This window comes from Bradyrhizobium sp. AZCC 2176, from assembly GCF_036924645.1.
In the GTDB taxonomy this organism is placed as follows: domain Bacteria; phylum Pseudomonadota; class Alphaproteobacteria; order Rhizobiales; family Xanthobacteraceae; genus Bradyrhizobium.
The window spans coordinates 3,858,049-3,872,168 of the sequence record NZ_JAZHRX010000001.1 but is presented as its reverse complement, the minus strand read 5'-3'; the positions used below and the strand labels follow the sequence as shown (position 1 = coordinate 3,872,168).

The window sequence follows — 14,120 nt, the reverse complement described above, 5'->3', positions numbered from 1 at the left end:
CATGGCCGTACCGCAAACCAACAATACCAACGACATCACCACCGTCATCTCGGCGCTGGCGAGCCGTCAGAACGCCCGGCCCAAGGGCAAGCCGTTGAGCGGCCCGAAGCGCGCCGCCATCCTGATGCTGGCGCTGGGCGAGCAATATGGCGGCAAGGTCTGGGGACTCCTTGCTGACGACGAGGTGCGCGAACTTTCGATCCATATGTCGACGCTCGGCACCGTCGAGGCCGACGTGGTCGAAGACCTTTTGCTCGAATTCGTCTCGCGCATGTCGGCATCCGGCGCCCTGATGGGCACCTTCGACGCCACCGAACGGCTGCTGCAGCAATACCTGCCCTCGGATCGCGTCACCGGCATCATGGACGAAATTCGCGGCCCTGCCGGCCGCAACATGTGGGAGAAGCTCTCCAACGTCCAGGAGGAGGTGCTCGCCAACTACCTCAAGAACGAATACCCGCAGACCATTGCGGTGGTGCTGTCGAAACTGAGGCCGGAGCACGCCGCCCGGGTGCTGGCGATCCTGCCCGAGGATCTCGCGCTCGACGTGGTCGGCCGCATGCTGAAGATGGAGGCGGTGCAGAAGGAAGTCATCGAGCGCGTCGAGCAGACGCTGCGCACCGAATTCATGTCCAACCTGTCGCAGACTCGCCGCCGCGACGCCCACGAAGTGATGGCCGAGATCTTCAACAATTTCGACCGCCAGACCGAGACCCGCTTCATCACCTCGCTGGAAGAGGAAAACCGAGAATCCGCCGAGCGCATCAAGGCGCTGATGTTCACCTTCGACGACCTCATCAAGCTCGACTCCGCCTCGGCGCAGACGCTGATGCGTAATATCGACAAGGCCAAGCTCGGCATCGCGCTGAAGAGCGCCAATGAGGAGGTACGCGCCTTCTTCCTCGGCAACATGTCCTCGCGCGCCGGCAAGATGCTGCTGGACGACATGGCAGCGATGGGACCGGTGCGGCTGCGCGACGTCGACGAGGCGCAGGCGCTGCTCGTCAACCTCGCCAAGGACATGGCCGCCAGGGGCGAAATCACCCTGACCAAGAACCGCGCCGATGACGAGCTGGTGTATTGATGGCCGCGCCTGCAAAATTCCTGTTCGACACGGACTTCGCGGCGCCGGACAAGGCGCGCGAGCGTGCGGCAACCGCCGCCGAGATCGCGCAGAAGGTCGCGGAGGCCGAGGCACGTGCCTACCGCGCCGGCTACGAGACGGCCCAGCACGAGGCCCGGGTCGAGAGCGACCGTCGCTCGGCGCTGGCGCTGGAAGAGATCGGCATCGCCATCCGCGGCATTGCCACGCGTTTCTCCGGCATCGAGGTCAGGATGGAAACCGAGGCCGTCGATGTCGCGGTCGCGGTGGCACGCAAGCTGTGCAGCGAACTGGTCGCCCGCGAGCCGCTCGGCGAGATCATGGCGCTGGTCAGCGACTGCTTCTCGCATCTGGTTGCCACCCCGCATCTCGTCGTTCGCATCAACGACGCGCTCTACGAGGCCGCCCGCGACAACATCGAACGGCGGGCAGCCCAAAGCGGCTTCGAGGGCCGGCTGGTGATCCTGGCCGAGCCCGGGATTGCGACCGGCGACTGCCGGATCGAATGGGCCGACGGCGGCGTGGTGCTGGAACGCGCGGCCATCGAAGCGAAGATCAGCGAACTCGTCGGGCGCTATCTGGCGTCCCGCGATCAGGCCGGAACGTAAAGGCCATGAGGACTGAACCATGAGTGACACCGACGCACAGGTACCGCTTCCCGATCTCAACGCCGCGGACGCACTGCCGGTCGACGATCTCGCCTACAACGAGGACGAACAGGCCTCGCGCATCGCGGCCGACCTCGAGGCCGTGTTCGACGTGCCGGTGCAGGTCTCGGCCGTGCTTGGCCGCTCCAAGATGGATGTCGGCGAGCTCTTGAAACTCGGCCCCGGCACCGTGCTCGAGCTCGACCGCCGCGTCGGTGAGGCCATCGACATCTACGTCAACAATCGCCTGGTGGCGCGCGGCGAGGTCGTGCTGGTCGAAGACAAGCTCGGCGTGACCATGACGGAAATCATCAAGGCAGAACGCAACTAACAATTTTGGCGATACGCGCCTTCAAAGGCGCGAACAGACGGACAGGAGATAAACATGCGGCTTCTCATCGTTGGCACATTGAAGGGCCAGCTCACGACCGCCACCAAGATCGCGATGGATAACGGGGCTTCGGTGACCCATGCCGAGGCGATCGAACAGGCGATGGCCGTGCTGCGCGGCGGCAAGGGCGCCGACCTGCTGCTGGTCGATGTCGCCCTCGACATCCGCGACCTGGTGATGCGACTGGAAGCCGAGCACATTCACGTGCCGATCGTGGCCTGCGGCATCTCCAACGACGCCCGCGCCGCGGTCGCCGCGATCCATGCCGGCGCCAAGGAATACATCCCGCTGCCGCCCGATCCCGAACTGATCGCAGCCGTCCTCGCCGCGGTCGCCAATGATTCCCGCGACCTGGTCTATCGCGACGAGGCCATGGGCAAGGTCATCAAGCTGGCGCAGCAGATCGCAGGCTCGGATGCCTCCGTCATGATCACCGGCGAATCCGGCACCGGCAAGGAAGTGCTGGCACGCTATGTCCACTCCCGCTCGACCCGCGCCAAGCGGCCGTTCATCTCGATCAATTGCGCGGCGATCCCCGAACACCTGCTGGAGTCCGAATTGTTCGGCCATGAGAAGGGCGCCTTCACCGGCGCCGTCGCACGCCGCATCGGCAAGTTCGAGGAGGCCACCGGCGGCACACTGCTGCTCGACGAAATCTCGGAGATGGACGTCCGCCTGCAATCCAAGCTGCTGCGCGCAATTCAGGAACGCGTGATCGACCGCGTCGGCGGCACCAAGCCGGTTCCGGTCGATATCCGCATCATCGCCACTTCCAACCGCAATCTCTCTGAAGCCGTGCGCGAAGGCACTTTCCGTGAGGACCTGCTGTTCCGCCTCAACGTCGTCAATCTGAAGATCCCGCCGCTGCGCGACCGTCCGGCCGACATCCTCGAACTGGCGCAGCACTTCGCCAAGAAATACGCCGACGCCAACGGCGTGCCGCTGCGGCCGATCTCGGCCGACGCCCGGCGGGTACTGACATCGAACCGTTGGCAGGGCAACGTTCGCGAACTGGAAAACACCATGCACCGCTCGGTGCTGATGGCGCAGGGCGACGAGATCGGGCCTGAAGCTATTCTAACGCCCGACGGCGACCGCCTCGATCTCGCCAAGACCGCGCCCGCAGTGGCGCACGCCACCTTCGCCGCCGAGCAGGTGACCCGCGCTTTGGTCGGCCGCACCGTCGCCGACGTCGAGCGCGACCTGATCCTGGAGACGCTGAAGCACTGCCTCGGCAACCGGACCCATGCCGCCAATATTCTCGGCATCTCGATCCGCACGCTGCGCAACAAGCTGAACGAATATGCCGACGGCGGCATCCCGATCACGCCGGCAGGCGCGGGTGAGCATCAGCGTTTTGTCGTGGCGGGGTAAGCAAAGACCCCTCGCCGTCATTGCCTGCGACAAACGCGAAGCGTTTGCGCAAGAGAGCGAAGCCAGGAAGCCCGGTCATTCCGGGGCGATGCGAAGCATTGAACCCGGAATCTCGAGATTCCCCGATGCGCAATTGCGCATCTGAGGTCTGGTCCTTCGGACCATCCCGGAATGACGGCGCGCTACGAATAATTCGGCGCATCGGGCTTACGGAAGATGTGAATGGGATCGCCGGGCTGCAGGTCGCGCCCGGTGAAAACAGCATAGGCATACAGCGCAAGATAGGCGATCGCGATCGCGCCGATGCCATAAAATACCCAGGTCGCCAATCGCTTCATCAGACAGCCGCACCACGTTGAGCCTTCGCAAGGTTAACACGCCGCAGTGCACCGGCCCAACCGCTATCCGGCCGCCACCTTCTGCGTCGGCGCGACGTTGACCGCGAGCTTGCCGTAGCGGTCCTTGAACGCCTCGGTGTCGATCTCCTCGAGCTGGATGGCCCCGCTCATCACGCCCTTCTTCCACGCGTCGTGCTCGGGATCGTTCTGGAACTCCGGCATCACCTCTTTGGCGAACAGCGCAAGCGAATCGCAGATATGCTCATGGGTGTTCTTGCCGGCCTGGTTGAGCAGGATCACCTGGTCGATGTGGGACGAGCGAAACCGCCGCAACTTCCTTCGGATGGTTTCCGGCGATCCGATCAGGCCGCCGCGCAGCGCCGCCTCCTGTGCTTCCGGATTCTCGCGCTTCCACTTGTTGTACTCGTCCCACATGTTGACGGTGCCGGGGTCCGGGCGCTGCCGGTTCTGCGACGCGCCGTAGTAGCGCAGCGCGAACTGGAAGAAGGTGGCGCCGTCGGCACGGGCGCGCGCCTCCTCGTCGGTCTTGGCGCACATGAAGAACGAAACCAGCGCCATGTTCGGATTGATCTCGTAATCGGCGAGCTTCTTTAAGCGCTTGGTGATCGCGTTGTAATAGGCATGCACCCAGGCATGCGCGGCGTCCGCGCTGACGAACTGGAAGCCCAGCGCACCAAAGCCGTTCTCGCCGGCGCGCTCGATGGTCGGCAGTTGCGAGCAGGCCATCCACAGCGGAGGATGCGGCTTCTGGACAGGTTTTGGCACCACATTGCGCAACGGGATATCGAAATACTTGCCGTGATGCTCGGTGCCCACCTTCGTGAACATCGGAAAGATTGCCTGGACCGCTTCCTCGAACACCTCGCGCTTGGTTTCCATGTCGCGGCCGAACGGCGTCAGTTCGGTGATCGACGCGCTCTCGCCCATGCCGAACTCGCAACGGCCGTTCGACAGCAGATCGAGCACCGCGACGCGCTCGGCGACGCGCGCGGGATGATTTGTCGTGAGCTGAAAAATGCCGTGACCGAGCCGGATGTTTTTGGTGCGCTGGCTGGCCGCGGCGAGAAACGATTCCGGCGCGGGCGAGTGTGAGTACTCTTCCAGGAAATGATGCTCCACCACCCAGGCATGGTCATAGCCAAGCCGGTCCGCGGTCTCGAGCTGCGTCAGCGCATTCAGATAAAGCCGCAGTTCGTCGCCCTCTTCCCAGGGGCGCGGCAGTTGCAGCTCGTAAAAGATGCCGAATTTCATGACGCCTCCCAAAGCCGCTCGTTTGAGATCGCTTGCAAGACCGCTTTTTGTTTTCAAACAGTCTATTCGCCGCAAGCCCCAAGTCCAGCCTCGGCCGCGAAACAGCAATTCCGTGACGCGGAAGCAGCCTTGCATGGAACGCGCGAATGGTTAGCTTTACGCTTCCGTTGAGTCGCGGCCTCACCGCCCGCTCTGCTCTTCATCTGGACCCCATGACCACGTTTACGCCGCACCAGGATTCCGCGCTGAAGGCCGTTGCCGACTGGTTGAAGGCCAAGCCCGGCCGGAACGGCACGCCGCCGGTGTTCCGGCTGTTCGGCTATGCCGGCACCGGCAAGACCACGCTGGCGCGGCACATCGCCGAGGGCGTCGAGGGCGAGGTGAAATATGCGGCCTTCACCGGCAAGGCGGCGCTGGTGATGCGCAACAAGGGCTGCGACAACGCCTCCACCATCCACTCGCTGATCTATCGCGCCAAGGAATCCGGCGTCGAGCAGCCGAGCTTCGAACTGTGGGACGACGCGCCCGCTTCCAAGGCCAAGCTGATCGTGATCGACGAATGTTCGATGGTCGATGCCGAACTCGGCCGCGACCTGATGTCGTTCGACTGCCCCCTGCTCGTGCTCGGCGATCCCGCGCAATTGCCGCCGATCCAGGGCGGCGGCTTCTTCACCAATTCCGAGCCCGACGCGATGCTGACGGAAGTGCACCGCCAGGCGCAAGACGACCCGATCGTGCGGATGTCGATGGATATCCGCGAGGGCCGCGAGCTCGAAATCGGCCGCCACGGCGAGAGCGAGGTGGTGCCGCGCAGCGAACTCGATCCCGATCGCGTGATGAGCGCCGATCAGGTGCTGGTCGGGCGCAACAATACCCGCCGCGCCTACAACATGCGGGTGCGGCAGAAACAGAACATCGAGGATCCCTTGCCGGTCGCCGGCGACAAGCTGGTCTGCCTGCGCAACAACCGCAAGAAGGGCCTGTTCAACGGCGGGCTGTGGCGGGTGAAGTCACGCACCCAGCCGCGGGCGAAATCAAAAATCCTGACCATGCGGCTCTCGCCCGACGAGGAGTTCGGCCACAAGGTCACCAAGGTCTCGGTGCGCCACGACTGCTTCGAAGGCGGCATCGAGGCGATCCCGTGGGAGCAGCGCAAGCCCTATGACGAGTTCGACTATGGCTATGTGCTGACCGTGCACAAGTCGCAGGGCTCGCAATGGGACGACGTGGTGCTGTTCGACGAGAGCTTTGCGTTCCAGGACAGCCGGGCGAGATGGCTCTACACCGGGATTACGCGGGCGGCGAAGCGGCTGAGCGTGGTGGTGTAGGGCAACGCATTCGATCCTCATCCCGAGGAGCGGCGTCTTCGCCGCGTCTCGAAGGATGCAGGCCGTCTGTGGCCTCATGGTTCGAGACGGCGCTAACGCGCTTCCTCACCATGAGGGTCAACTACCTCCCCGCCACGAAGTAAAAATCCTCGCGGCCCGGCAATGAGCCGTAGGTGAATGGCTGCTGCGTGCGATTGGTGGCCTTCCAGACGTCGTCACGGACGACGTCGAACAGCTTGCGCACCTCGAGCTTCGGTTCCTTGATGACGCGCGCGAGCACCGTGGCGAACGGGCTGTTGGGGGAATCGCCGTCGAGCGCGGTCTCGCCGTGCTTGGCGGCGTAGACCACCATGAAGCCGGCTTCCGGCTCGATGTTGGAAAAGCCGCGGTTGACCAGTTTTAGCGCAATCGTCCGCTGCATGGTTTTTTCAAAGGGATTGTCGCGGCAGGCGTCGAGCATCACCAGGCGCAGTTTCCGTGCGCCGGCAACGGCTGCGATCACCTGCTCGAGGGCGACCGCCTGCGTCTCGGCGTCACTGTCGGCCTTCAGCCTGGCGTCGACCGGGATCAGATAGTTCACGCCGCCGATTTCCATGCCGTGACCGGCATAATAAACCACTGCCCAGTCCGCCCTTTCGGCCTCCATGCCGAATTCGTGCAGGGCAGCGAAGAATTTATCCCGGGTGAGATCGGGCGCCAGCGTCACCGCGACATAATCCGAGTTCGCGAAAGGTCGATGCGAGCAGTTTGGCGTCACGCGGTGGATTGTCCAGCGGGGCGACATTCCTGTAGGCGCCGTTGCCGACGATCAGCGCGACCTTGCGCGGCCCCGCCGGTTGTGGCGCCGACGGCTGCGCCTTGTCCGCAGGCGCCGGCGCAGCCGTGCCCAGCAAGGCTTCCAGCCGCTCCCTGGCGACGGCGCGCGCCAGCGTGGTGTCGATGTCGTCGCGCCGCGCCGCCACGGCGTTGGCGGCCGAGCGGTAGTCGGAACGTGCGGCGGCGAGGTTGCGGCGTTTCTCGAATAGCTGACCGCGGCCGACATAAGCGCGAACGTAGTTCGGATTGATCCTGAGCGCCTGGTTGTAATCGCTGAGGGCGGCGTCGAGATTGCCCTTGCCGAGATAGGCATTGCCGCGGCTGGTCAGCCCGTAAACACTGTTCGGTGACTTCGCCAGCACCGCATTGCAGTCAGCGAGCGCGTCATCGAACCTGCCCATGCTGATGTAGGTAACACACCGGTAGCCCGGAACTTGCAGACCGTCGGGATTGACCTTTTGCGCCTCGGCGTAGTCGGCGAGCGAGGCGTCGTACAGCTTCATCAATCCCTGCAGGCGGCCCCGGTTGTAATGGTGCAGGTAGCGGCTCTGATCGTTGAAGATATGTTTGACCGCCAGGTTGAACTCATCGAGGGCGCGCTGCAGCTCGCCCCTGCGCATGAAGATCAGGCCGCGGTTGTTGTAGGCACTGCCGAAAGTCGGACGCAACTGCAGGCACAAGTCGTAGTCGGCGAGCGCACGCTCGTCGTCGCCCTTGTAGCTGTAGGCGATGCCGCGCGCATTGATGACGTTGACATTCTGGGGCGCGATCTCGTGGGAGGCGGTGAACGCTGCGATCGCGCCATCGTAATCGCGCTTCTTCACCAGGGAGTCACCGCGATACCATACGGCGGCTGCCCGGGAGGGGCCGGTGATCTTCTCGTCGGCGATCACGCTCTCGCAGGCCGCGAGGCGTGCTGCGGGTTCCGCCGTGGAATTCCGGCAGGTTTCAACATCGCCCGCGGCCCGCACGGGACTGGCGGCGACAAGCATCACGAGACCCAGCAATAAAGCCCGCAACATCTGCGGAACGCTCCGGCGCATGGATTTTGGTCGCGGCGCGCGACCCCAGGTTCATTGTGGAAAGGGCGACCCGCATCGGTCAAGCGGCACCGATCACCCCTCATTAAGGCCTTGCGTGAGCGCAGTTTTATTCACGAACTCGTGTGGCGCCCGTCGTAACAATCCGCCGCCCACGCCGTATTTTGGGCATCGGCAGAGAATTGAGCCGATTGCGAAACGCCGGTCCCGCTTTAGACTGCCCCCAACCATTGCCGAAAGAGGAAACCATGTCCGCTCGCCAACTCAGCCGCTTGTCGCTGTGCGCTGCCGCCATCGGCGCGCTAGCCATCGCCGCTGTTACCATCAGCCCCTCGCGCGCCTCGGAAGAGGCCGTCATCATTCCGCCGCCCGCCCTCGACGTTCAGGCCGCCGACGGCATCCAGACCGCCGTGATCGCCGGCGGCTGCTTCTGGGGCGTGCAGGGCGTGTACCAGCACACCGCCGGCGTGCTCAACGCGGTGTCCGGCTATTCCGGCGGCAGCAAGATGACCGCGAACTACACCATGATCGGCACCGGCACGACGGGGCACGCCGAGGCGGTCGAGATCAAGTACGATCCGAAGAAGATCAGCTATGGCAAGATCCTGCAGATTTTCTTCTCCGTCGTGCACGACCCGACGCAGTTGAACCGCCAGGGCCCGGACACCGGCACGCAATATCGCTCGGCGATCTTCACCGCCAATGACGAGCAGAAGAAGGTGGCGGAAGCCTATATCGCCCAGCTCAACGCCGCCAAGGTCTACAAGAAGCCGATCGTGACCAAGGTCGGCCCGCTGCAGGCATTCTATGCGGCGGAGGACTATCACCAGGACTACCTGACGCTGCACCCGAACCAGCCCTATATTGCCTTCAACGACATCCCGAAGATCGAGAATTTGAAGAAGATCTTCGCCGAGAACTACATCGAGAAGCCGACGCTGGTGAGCAACGCCAAGGCCACCAATTGAAGGCTACCAATTGAGGAGGCTAAATGTCCGATACCAAAACATCCGGCAAGGTCGTCAAGAGCGAGGCCGAGTGGCGCAAGGAACTGTCGCCGATGCAGTACGCCGTGCTGCGCGAGAAGGCGACCGAGCGGCCGTTCTCCGGCGAATATGAGCACGAGCACCGCAAGGGCACCTATACCTGCGCCGGCTGCGGCCAGACGCTGTTCGAATCCGATGCCAAGTTCGACTCCGGCTGCGGCTGGCCGAGTTTCACCGCGCCCGCCGTGGACAGCCATGTCGACGAGGAGCGCGATGTCAGCCACGGCATGATCCGCACCGAGGTATTGTGCTCGAAATGCAACGGCCATCTCGGCCACGTCTTTCCCGACGGCCCCGGCCCGACCGGCTTGCGCTACTGCATCAATTCGGCGGCCTTGAAGCTGCAGCCGAAATAGTTCCAGTAACGCTCGAACCTGTTTTTCACCTCGTGCGACCAAGAGCTGGTCGCGCGGGTTTTTTGTTTGACGGGACGTTTCTTCCCGGTTTGCCCGTCGCGGAATTCGAGGAAAATTTCGAAATGCACATTTCCAAACGTCTGCTGCTCGGTGTCGGCGCAGCCACCCTCATCATGGAGAGCGTTGTGATCCAGCCTGCCTTTGCCGCCGACAAGGTCTCCCTGTTCAAGGTCATCACCGCCAAGGACGAGATCGTGATCGGGATCAGCGAGGGCGATCTGGCCCAGATCGAAGGCCACAACGCCGGCGGCGTCGCCAAGATGCTGGTCGCCAAGGGCTCGATGAGCGCGTGGCAATACGCGGTGCGCAAATCCGCCGGCGGCGATCTCGAACAGGCGCCGCTGCACCGAATAGGCCTGATCGCCAGCGACAGCCTTCGCGTCGAGCCCTATGCGACGTCGCTGAAGGTGCTGCCGATCGACGAGACGAAGAAGTGACGACGTAGTCGTCATTCCGGGATGGTCCGAAGGACCAGACCTCAGATGCGCAATTGCACATCGGGGAATCTCGAGATTCTCCGATGTGCACTGCACATCGTAGTTCGATGCTGCGCATCGCCCCGGAATGACGGCACGCACATTTGCCCCATCCCTTCCGGCGGTTCGACCAAGGACTCGCGGTTCGGAATATGCTTTGATGCGGGCGGCGGGAGCGTTTTTGGGGGAGACGCCCGCAGGCCTTCGGGGAGCGCGCCATGTCGCTTGGGACGATACTCGTCATTATCCTGATTATATTCCTGCTCGGCGGCTTCTCCGGCCGTTTCCGGGGCTATGGCTACGGCTACGGCCATTCCGGCATGGGCCTCGCCGGGGTAATTTTGATCGTGCTCCTGATCCTGCTGCTGCTCGGCAAGATTTGAGCGATTTTAGCCGCTAAGCCGCTGAAAAAACTTAATTAAATTTGCGTTCCCCGCAGCCATGCGTGGATTCATCATCACCCCCGATCCGCTGCTTCGGGGGTCGCATTTTTGTCAAAGAAGCTTATATTGGGGACTGAAATGACGTGCACGGCGAGGCCCGCCATGGTGGCCCACCGTCATCCAATCCCCATTGCTCACACGCAAGAGCCTAAAAAGATTGAGGTCACCGTCCATGCGTCCATTCAGCTACAACACCGCCGCCGAGCTGTTTCCCGCCGCGATCCGCAAGAAGAAGCGAGCCGGGTTTGCCTATCGGCGTTTTGGCACCGCGGCCGAGGCGGTTCGCTTCGCGATCGAGGAGTTGCCGGCGGACTCGCTGAATGGCGCGTATCTGCAGGTCGAGGAAGCCCGCTTCGACCAGAGCGGCATCCGCTCGCTCTATGAAAGCGAAGCCTTCCCGCTGCCGCGCCGTCCGCGCGCGCCCGCGAGCGCCGAAGACAAGGCCGACGCGGCCTGACATTCCGCCATCGATAAATCGACTGCCCTCGGAGCATCTCCGAGGGCATGTTTTTTTGGCGGCGTCGTATTTTCTTTTCTGGCGTCATGCGTCAGCGCGGCTGCTTATCGAGCCAGCGCTTGAGCATGCGCACGTTGCGGACGTTGGCGCGGAACATGACGTCGAAGGCGTCGCCCGCGACCGGCACCAGGCCGACCACGCCGTCAACCGCGACATTGGCGAGCATCCGCGCCGTGATGTGCCAGGGCGCCCCGAGCGCGCGCGCCTCACGCACCACCCACAGCGCAATCGCCGTCGTGATGATGTCGCCGACCACGGGGATCAGCCCGATCAGCCCGTCGATGCCGTAGCGGAATTTGGTGCCGGGTACGATGAAGGCGACATCCAGCAGTTTGGCGATGGCGTCGAGCCGCGCCAGCCGCTGCTCGCGCGTCAGATCGCCGAACGGATTGGCGGCGGAATGGCCGAAGTCGAACCGCAACCCCTCGAACCGCGTGTGCAGGTTCGCTTCGGGAAGCTCGCGTCCCTCCTGGTCGATGACAGGACCCCGCCCCGGCGCGCGGCCACGAAACGGCTGCTCTGAGCGCGAAAACGGTCGCTCGGCGTGCGGACGGGGCGGCGTGTAGATATCGTCGTTTGACATGGTCATCACATGGTAACGCGAATGCGAGCTGCAAGTTGCGTCAAAATATCGCTGCGCATTCGGAGGCTGTTCCTCAACGCGGGGAGAGAGGCCCGTAGGGCGGGTGGAGCGAAGCGATACCCGTCCTACGGCTGGGCGATCCAGTACGCTGCGGCCGTTCAGCGTCATTGCGAGCGCAGCGAAGCAATCCATCCTTCGGTGCATGCGGTGACAATGGATTGCTTCGCTTCGCTCGCAATGACGGCCTAGCAGGCACGGCGCCGACGCGCCTTTGCCCACCCTACGGATCACGGCTGCACGTTAAGTCGAATGCACCGGCTGCGGCGCGTCGGCATATCTGTGCGCCAGCCACGACGACAGCGTCGCAGGCACCATGCCGACGAGGCCGTAGAGCAAAAACTGCATCACGCCGGTATCCGGCCCGCGCGAACCATAGAGCAATGAGGATGCCGCAAAGCCGATGGCCGCCAGGATCAGCATCCGCACCACGGGAGAAATGCGATTGACGTGATAGAGAATGTCGTCGATGGCGCCGATCATCAGCGCCGGCACGATGCCGAACAGGTAGCTGTATTGCAGCGTCTTGACGAACGCGCCGAGAAATTTTGCGATCTCCGACCAACTGGTCTCGTTCCAGTAGCCCGAAGCCACCGTCGTCGCGAACAGCATCAAAAACCCGCCGACGAACGGGCCGATAGCTCCGAAGATCAGATAGCGTTTCATGGCGACCCTCTGCGTTGACTCCATGTATCAGGAAACAAGACCCTCTACCGGACCAACTGCGCGCTTCCTTAACCGGACATGATACGGCTTCTCATCAACGCCCTGGCCGCATGCAATTTCAAATCCAGTCAGCGTGGAGTCAAGGGGCCAAGAGTCTTCGATGCAACCATGATGCCCCGGCGAGCTGAACGTGGTCAGATTCGAATTGAATCTCGCCCGGGCGATGACGGTGGGTACCCGCCGATTTCGTGCGCCGGCAAAGCCGGTGTCAGGCAGGCTGGCTCACCTTCTTGCTCGCCGTCGTCGCCGCGGCAGGCTCGTTCTTCTTGGCCAGAATCCGATCCGACCCGAACCGGATGGTCCATTGCGCGACCGACAGCAGCAACGACTCAAACACCGCCACGCATTGTTCGAGTTCCCGGTCCGTGGAGGGCGGGCAATTGGGCCGGTTGCGAACGATCATCGTCGTCGTCGACCAGGTCAGCCGGGCGGCCTTGCACGCGACGATCAGCCCATAGACCCGGTCGGGCTCGAGCAAGGGTTCGATGGCCTCGACCTTGACGTCCGCCTTCAGGGCGAGCGCCGCGACCACATGGGTATATTCGCCCCTCACCGCAAACCGGTTCACGATCGAATCGTTGAGCTTGCCCGTGCGGTTGAGTGCAATGACCTCGTTTTGCGCCTGGGTGTAGTCAATCGCCTTCCGGGGCGCGCTGCTCTGTGCGGCACTCGCCGCGGCAGCGGCCTGTGTTTTCTCGCGAACGACAGGCCGCGACGCCGTCAAGAACCGCGCGCGAACCACGTCGGCGACCTTGCCGATGAGCTCTCGCAGCAAGCTGCCGGGAATGTCCAGGCGGACGCCGAGCTTTTCCGCCAGCCCCTCGTCACGCTCCGCCCGCCCCACCAGCGTCGCGTAGCCGCATTCGGAAAAACGCGCCCCCGCGTTCCGGGCGAGCGCGTTGGAGACGCTGACGTCGCCAAATCTCATCAGCGCGTCCGTCAGCGCCTCGTTGAGCGTCTTTCGGTCGCAGATCGCCAGCAGATGCTGCTGGCTACGGCTTTTGACGATTTCAAGAAGGTCGGCCTCCGACAGACAGTTGGAGCTTCTCAGAACCGGCGCGGCTACCTTCGGCTGTTCGTGGAACGCAAGCTGGCGGATCGTCTGCCGCGGGGCCCGGTTGATGGTGGACAGGGCCTCGCTGAGCTGGATCACGGTCGTTGCGTCCACCCGCGCGATCAGGTGGGCGAGGACACCATCGACCGCGGCGATCTGGGAGTCACTGAGGCGGTCGACATTGGACAGGAACAGGTCCGTCACCTCCTCGAAAATTCGGGCATCGTGCTCGGGTCCATCCTCTTCGGCGCCGTTCAATTCCTTGCGCAGATCCGGCGAAGCGGCAGCCATGGCTATCCCACCTCCGCACCGGTCGTCGCCTTCGGGCCCACGGTTCGGAACGCTTCCAGCGGCCGCTCCATCGCGCGGATGGCCGGGGTCTTCGTGGATCTATCGGCAGCGGAATGAACAAGCATTTGAGCGCCATTCGAAAGGCCGGTTTCGGCAGCCTTTTCACTCCAACGAAAGCAATAGGGCGGGTGCGAGCCGCCCAT

Annotated in this window: 17 protein-coding genes; 10 read left to right on the top strand and 7 right to left on the bottom strand. The window is 63.4% G+C overall.

From position 1 onward, the window contains the following. Nucleotide 1 precedes the first annotated feature (1 nt). The 4 genes from fliG to flbD are packed head-to-tail and all read left to right on the top strand — an operon-like array spanning nt 2 to nt 3,514. Complete coding sequence (gene fliG / locus V1288_RS18110; protein WP_334358319.1) at nt 2-1,084, top strand: flagellar motor switch protein FliG; 1,083 nt, start codon at nt 2-4, stop codon at nt 1,082-1,084. After that, nucleotides 1,084-1,710: a FliH/SctL family protein gene (locus V1288_RS18105; protein ID WP_334358318.1), complete on the top strand. Its 627-nt coding sequence runs from the start codon at nt 1,084-1,086 to the stop codon at nt 1,708-1,710. The genes fliG and V1288_RS18105 overlap by 1 nt, the downstream gene beginning before the upstream one ends. A 19-nt stretch (nt 1,711-1,729) precedes the next feature. Continuing rightward, a complete protein-coding gene (gene fliN / locus V1288_RS18100) occupies nt 1,730-2,080 on the top strand; it encodes a flagellar motor switch protein FliN (RefSeq protein WP_334358317.1) in 351 nt (116 codons plus the stop codon). Nucleotides 2,081-2,134: 54 nt separating this feature from the next. Further along, nucleotides 2,135-3,514 carry a sigma-54-dependent transcriptional regulator FlbD gene (flbD, locus tag V1288_RS18095; protein WP_334358316.1) on the top strand — a complete coding sequence of 460 codons (1,380 nt, stop codon included), beginning with the start codon at nt 2,135-2,137 and terminating at the stop codon, nt 3,512-3,514. A gap of 182 nt (nt 3,515-3,696) precedes the next feature. On the opposite strand, the gene V1288_RS18090 is transcribed toward flbD, so the two are convergent. Then, complete coding sequence (locus V1288_RS18090; protein WP_334358315.1) at nt 3,697-3,852, bottom strand: hypothetical protein; 156 nt, start codon at nt 3,850-3,852, stop codon at nt 3,697-3,699. 63 nt (nt 3,853-3,915) lie between these two features. Beyond that, nucleotides 3,916-5,124, bottom strand: coding sequence for an LLM class flavin-dependent oxidoreductase (locus V1288_RS18085; protein WP_334358314.1), 1,209 nt, complete (start codon nt 5,122-5,124; stop codon nt 3,916-3,918). 212 nt (nt 5,125-5,336) lie between these two features. Here V1288_RS18085 and V1288_RS18080 point away from each other — a divergent pair, with 212 nt between their 5' ends. Then, nucleotides 5,337-6,452 carry an ATP-dependent DNA helicase gene (locus V1288_RS18080; protein WP_334358313.1) on the top strand — a complete coding sequence of 372 codons (1,116 nt, stop codon included), beginning with the start codon at nt 5,337-5,339 and terminating at the stop codon, nt 6,450-6,452. Between the two features lie 121 nt (nt 6,453-6,573). On the opposite strand, the gene V1288_RS18075 is transcribed toward V1288_RS18080, so the two are convergent. Further along, nucleotides 6,574-7,158 (bottom strand): caspase family protein, encoded by a 585-nt coding sequence (locus tag V1288_RS18075; protein ID WP_334358312.1) that lies wholly within the window; start codon nt 7,156-7,158, stop codon nt 6,574-6,576. Then, on the bottom strand, nt 7,127-8,290 hold the full coding sequence (locus V1288_RS18070; RefSeq protein ID WP_334358311.1) for a tetratricopeptide repeat protein: 1,164 nt from the start codon (nt 8,288-8,290) through the stop codon (nt 7,127-7,129). Before V1288_RS18070 ends, V1288_RS18075 begins: the two co-directional genes overlap by 32 nt. Before the next feature lie 266 nt (nt 8,291-8,556). Between V1288_RS18070 and msrA the strand changes: the two genes are divergently transcribed. The 5 genes from msrA to V1288_RS18045 all read left to right on the top strand — a co-directional run bounded on the left by msrA (nt 8,557) and on the right by V1288_RS18045 (nt 11,146). After that, entirely contained in the window at nt 8,557-9,276 is a 720-nt protein-coding gene (msrA, locus tag V1288_RS18065) for a peptide-methionine (S)-S-oxide reductase MsrA (protein WP_334358310.1), read from the top strand. A 23-nt stretch (nt 9,277-9,299) separates the two neighbouring features. Next, nucleotides 9,300-9,710, top strand: a complete 411-nt coding sequence (gene msrB / locus V1288_RS18060; protein WP_247780755.1) for a peptide-methionine (R)-S-oxide reductase MsrB — start codon at nt 9,300-9,302, stop codon at nt 9,708-9,710. Nucleotides 9,711-9,832: 122 nt separating this feature from the next. Beyond that, nucleotides 9,833-10,207: a hypothetical protein gene (locus V1288_RS18055; RefSeq protein WP_334358309.1), complete on the top strand. Its 375-nt coding sequence runs from the start codon at nt 9,833-9,835 to the stop codon at nt 10,205-10,207. A 257-nt stretch (nt 10,208-10,464) separates the two neighbouring features. Further along, a complete protein-coding gene (locus V1288_RS18050) occupies nt 10,465-10,629 on the top strand; it encodes a DUF3309 family protein (protein WP_212417801.1) in 165 nt (54 codons plus the stop codon). Nucleotides 10,630-10,861: 232 nt separating this feature from the next. Then, nucleotides 10,862-11,146: a hypothetical protein gene (locus V1288_RS18045; RefSeq protein ID WP_212417802.1), complete on the top strand. Its 285-nt coding sequence runs from the start codon at nt 10,862-10,864 to the stop codon at nt 11,144-11,146. A gap of 91 nt (nt 11,147-11,237) precedes the next feature. Here the strand turns inward: V1288_RS18045 and V1288_RS18040 are convergent, their stop codons facing one another. From V1288_RS18040 to V1288_RS18030, 3 genes are all read right to left on the bottom strand, one after another. Beyond that, nucleotides 11,238-11,795, bottom strand: a complete 558-nt coding sequence (locus V1288_RS18040; protein WP_334358308.1) for a DUF4112 domain-containing protein — start codon at nt 11,793-11,795, stop codon at nt 11,238-11,240. 294 nt (nt 11,796-12,089) lie between these two features. Further along, nucleotides 12,090-12,512 carry a DUF5413 family protein gene (locus tag V1288_RS18035; protein WP_334358307.1) on the bottom strand — a complete coding sequence of 141 codons (423 nt, stop codon included), beginning with the start codon at nt 12,510-12,512 and terminating at the stop codon, nt 12,090-12,092. Between the two features lie 268 nt (nt 12,513-12,780). Continuing rightward, on the bottom strand, nt 12,781-13,884 hold the full coding sequence (locus V1288_RS18030; RefSeq protein ID WP_334358306.1) for a DUF2336 domain-containing protein: 1,104 nt from the start codon (nt 13,882-13,884) through the stop codon (nt 12,781-12,783). Nucleotides 13,885-14,120 lie beyond the last annotated feature (236 nt).

Coding starts and splice junctions, on each gene's coding strand:
- V1288_RS18045 (WP_212417802.1), top strand. CDS start 10,862: ATGCGTCCATTCAGCTACAACACCGCCGCCGAGCTGTTTCCCGCCGCG.
- fliG (WP_334358319.1), top strand. CDS start 2: ATGGCCGTACCGCAAACCAACAATACCAACGACATCACCACCGTCATC.
- V1288_RS18080 (WP_334358313.1), top strand. CDS start 5,337: ATGACCACGTTTACGCCGCACCAGGATTCCGCGCTGAAGGCCGTTGCC.
- fliN (WP_334358317.1), top strand. CDS start 1,730: ATGAGTGACACCGACGCACAGGTACCGCTTCCCGATCTCAACGCCGCG.
- V1288_RS18090 (WP_334358315.1), bottom strand. CDS start 3,852: ATGAAGCGATTGGCGACCTGGGTATTTTATGGCATCGGCGCGATCGCG.
- msrB (WP_247780755.1), top strand. CDS start 9,300: ATGTCCGATACCAAAACATCCGGCAAGGTCGTCAAGAGCGAGGCCGAG.
- msrA (WP_334358310.1), top strand. CDS start 8,557: ATGTCCGCTCGCCAACTCAGCCGCTTGTCGCTGTGCGCTGCCGCCATC.
- V1288_RS18040 (WP_334358308.1), bottom strand. CDS start 11,795: ATGACCATGTCAAACGACGATATCTACACGCCGCCCCGTCCGCACGCC.
- V1288_RS18085 (WP_334358314.1), bottom strand. CDS start 5,124: ATGAAATTCGGCATCTTTTACGAGCTGCAACTGCCGCGCCCCTGGGAA.
- V1288_RS18055 (WP_334358309.1), top strand. CDS start 9,833: ATGCACATTTCCAAACGTCTGCTGCTCGGTGTCGGCGCAGCCACCCTC.
- V1288_RS18050 (WP_212417801.1), top strand. CDS start 10,465: ATGTCGCTTGGGACGATACTCGTCATTATCCTGATTATATTCCTGCTC.
- V1288_RS18035 (WP_334358307.1), bottom strand. CDS start 12,512: ATGAAACGCTATCTGATCTTCGGAGCTATCGGCCCGTTCGTCGGCGGG.
- flbD (WP_334358316.1), top strand. CDS start 2,135: ATGCGGCTTCTCATCGTTGGCACATTGAAGGGCCAGCTCACGACCGCC.
- V1288_RS18070 (WP_334358311.1), bottom strand. CDS start 8,290: ATGTTGCGGGCTTTATTGCTGGGTCTCGTGATGCTTGTCGCCGCCAGT.
- V1288_RS18105 (WP_334358318.1), top strand. CDS start 1,084: ATGGCCGCGCCTGCAAAATTCCTGTTCGACACGGACTTCGCGGCGCCG.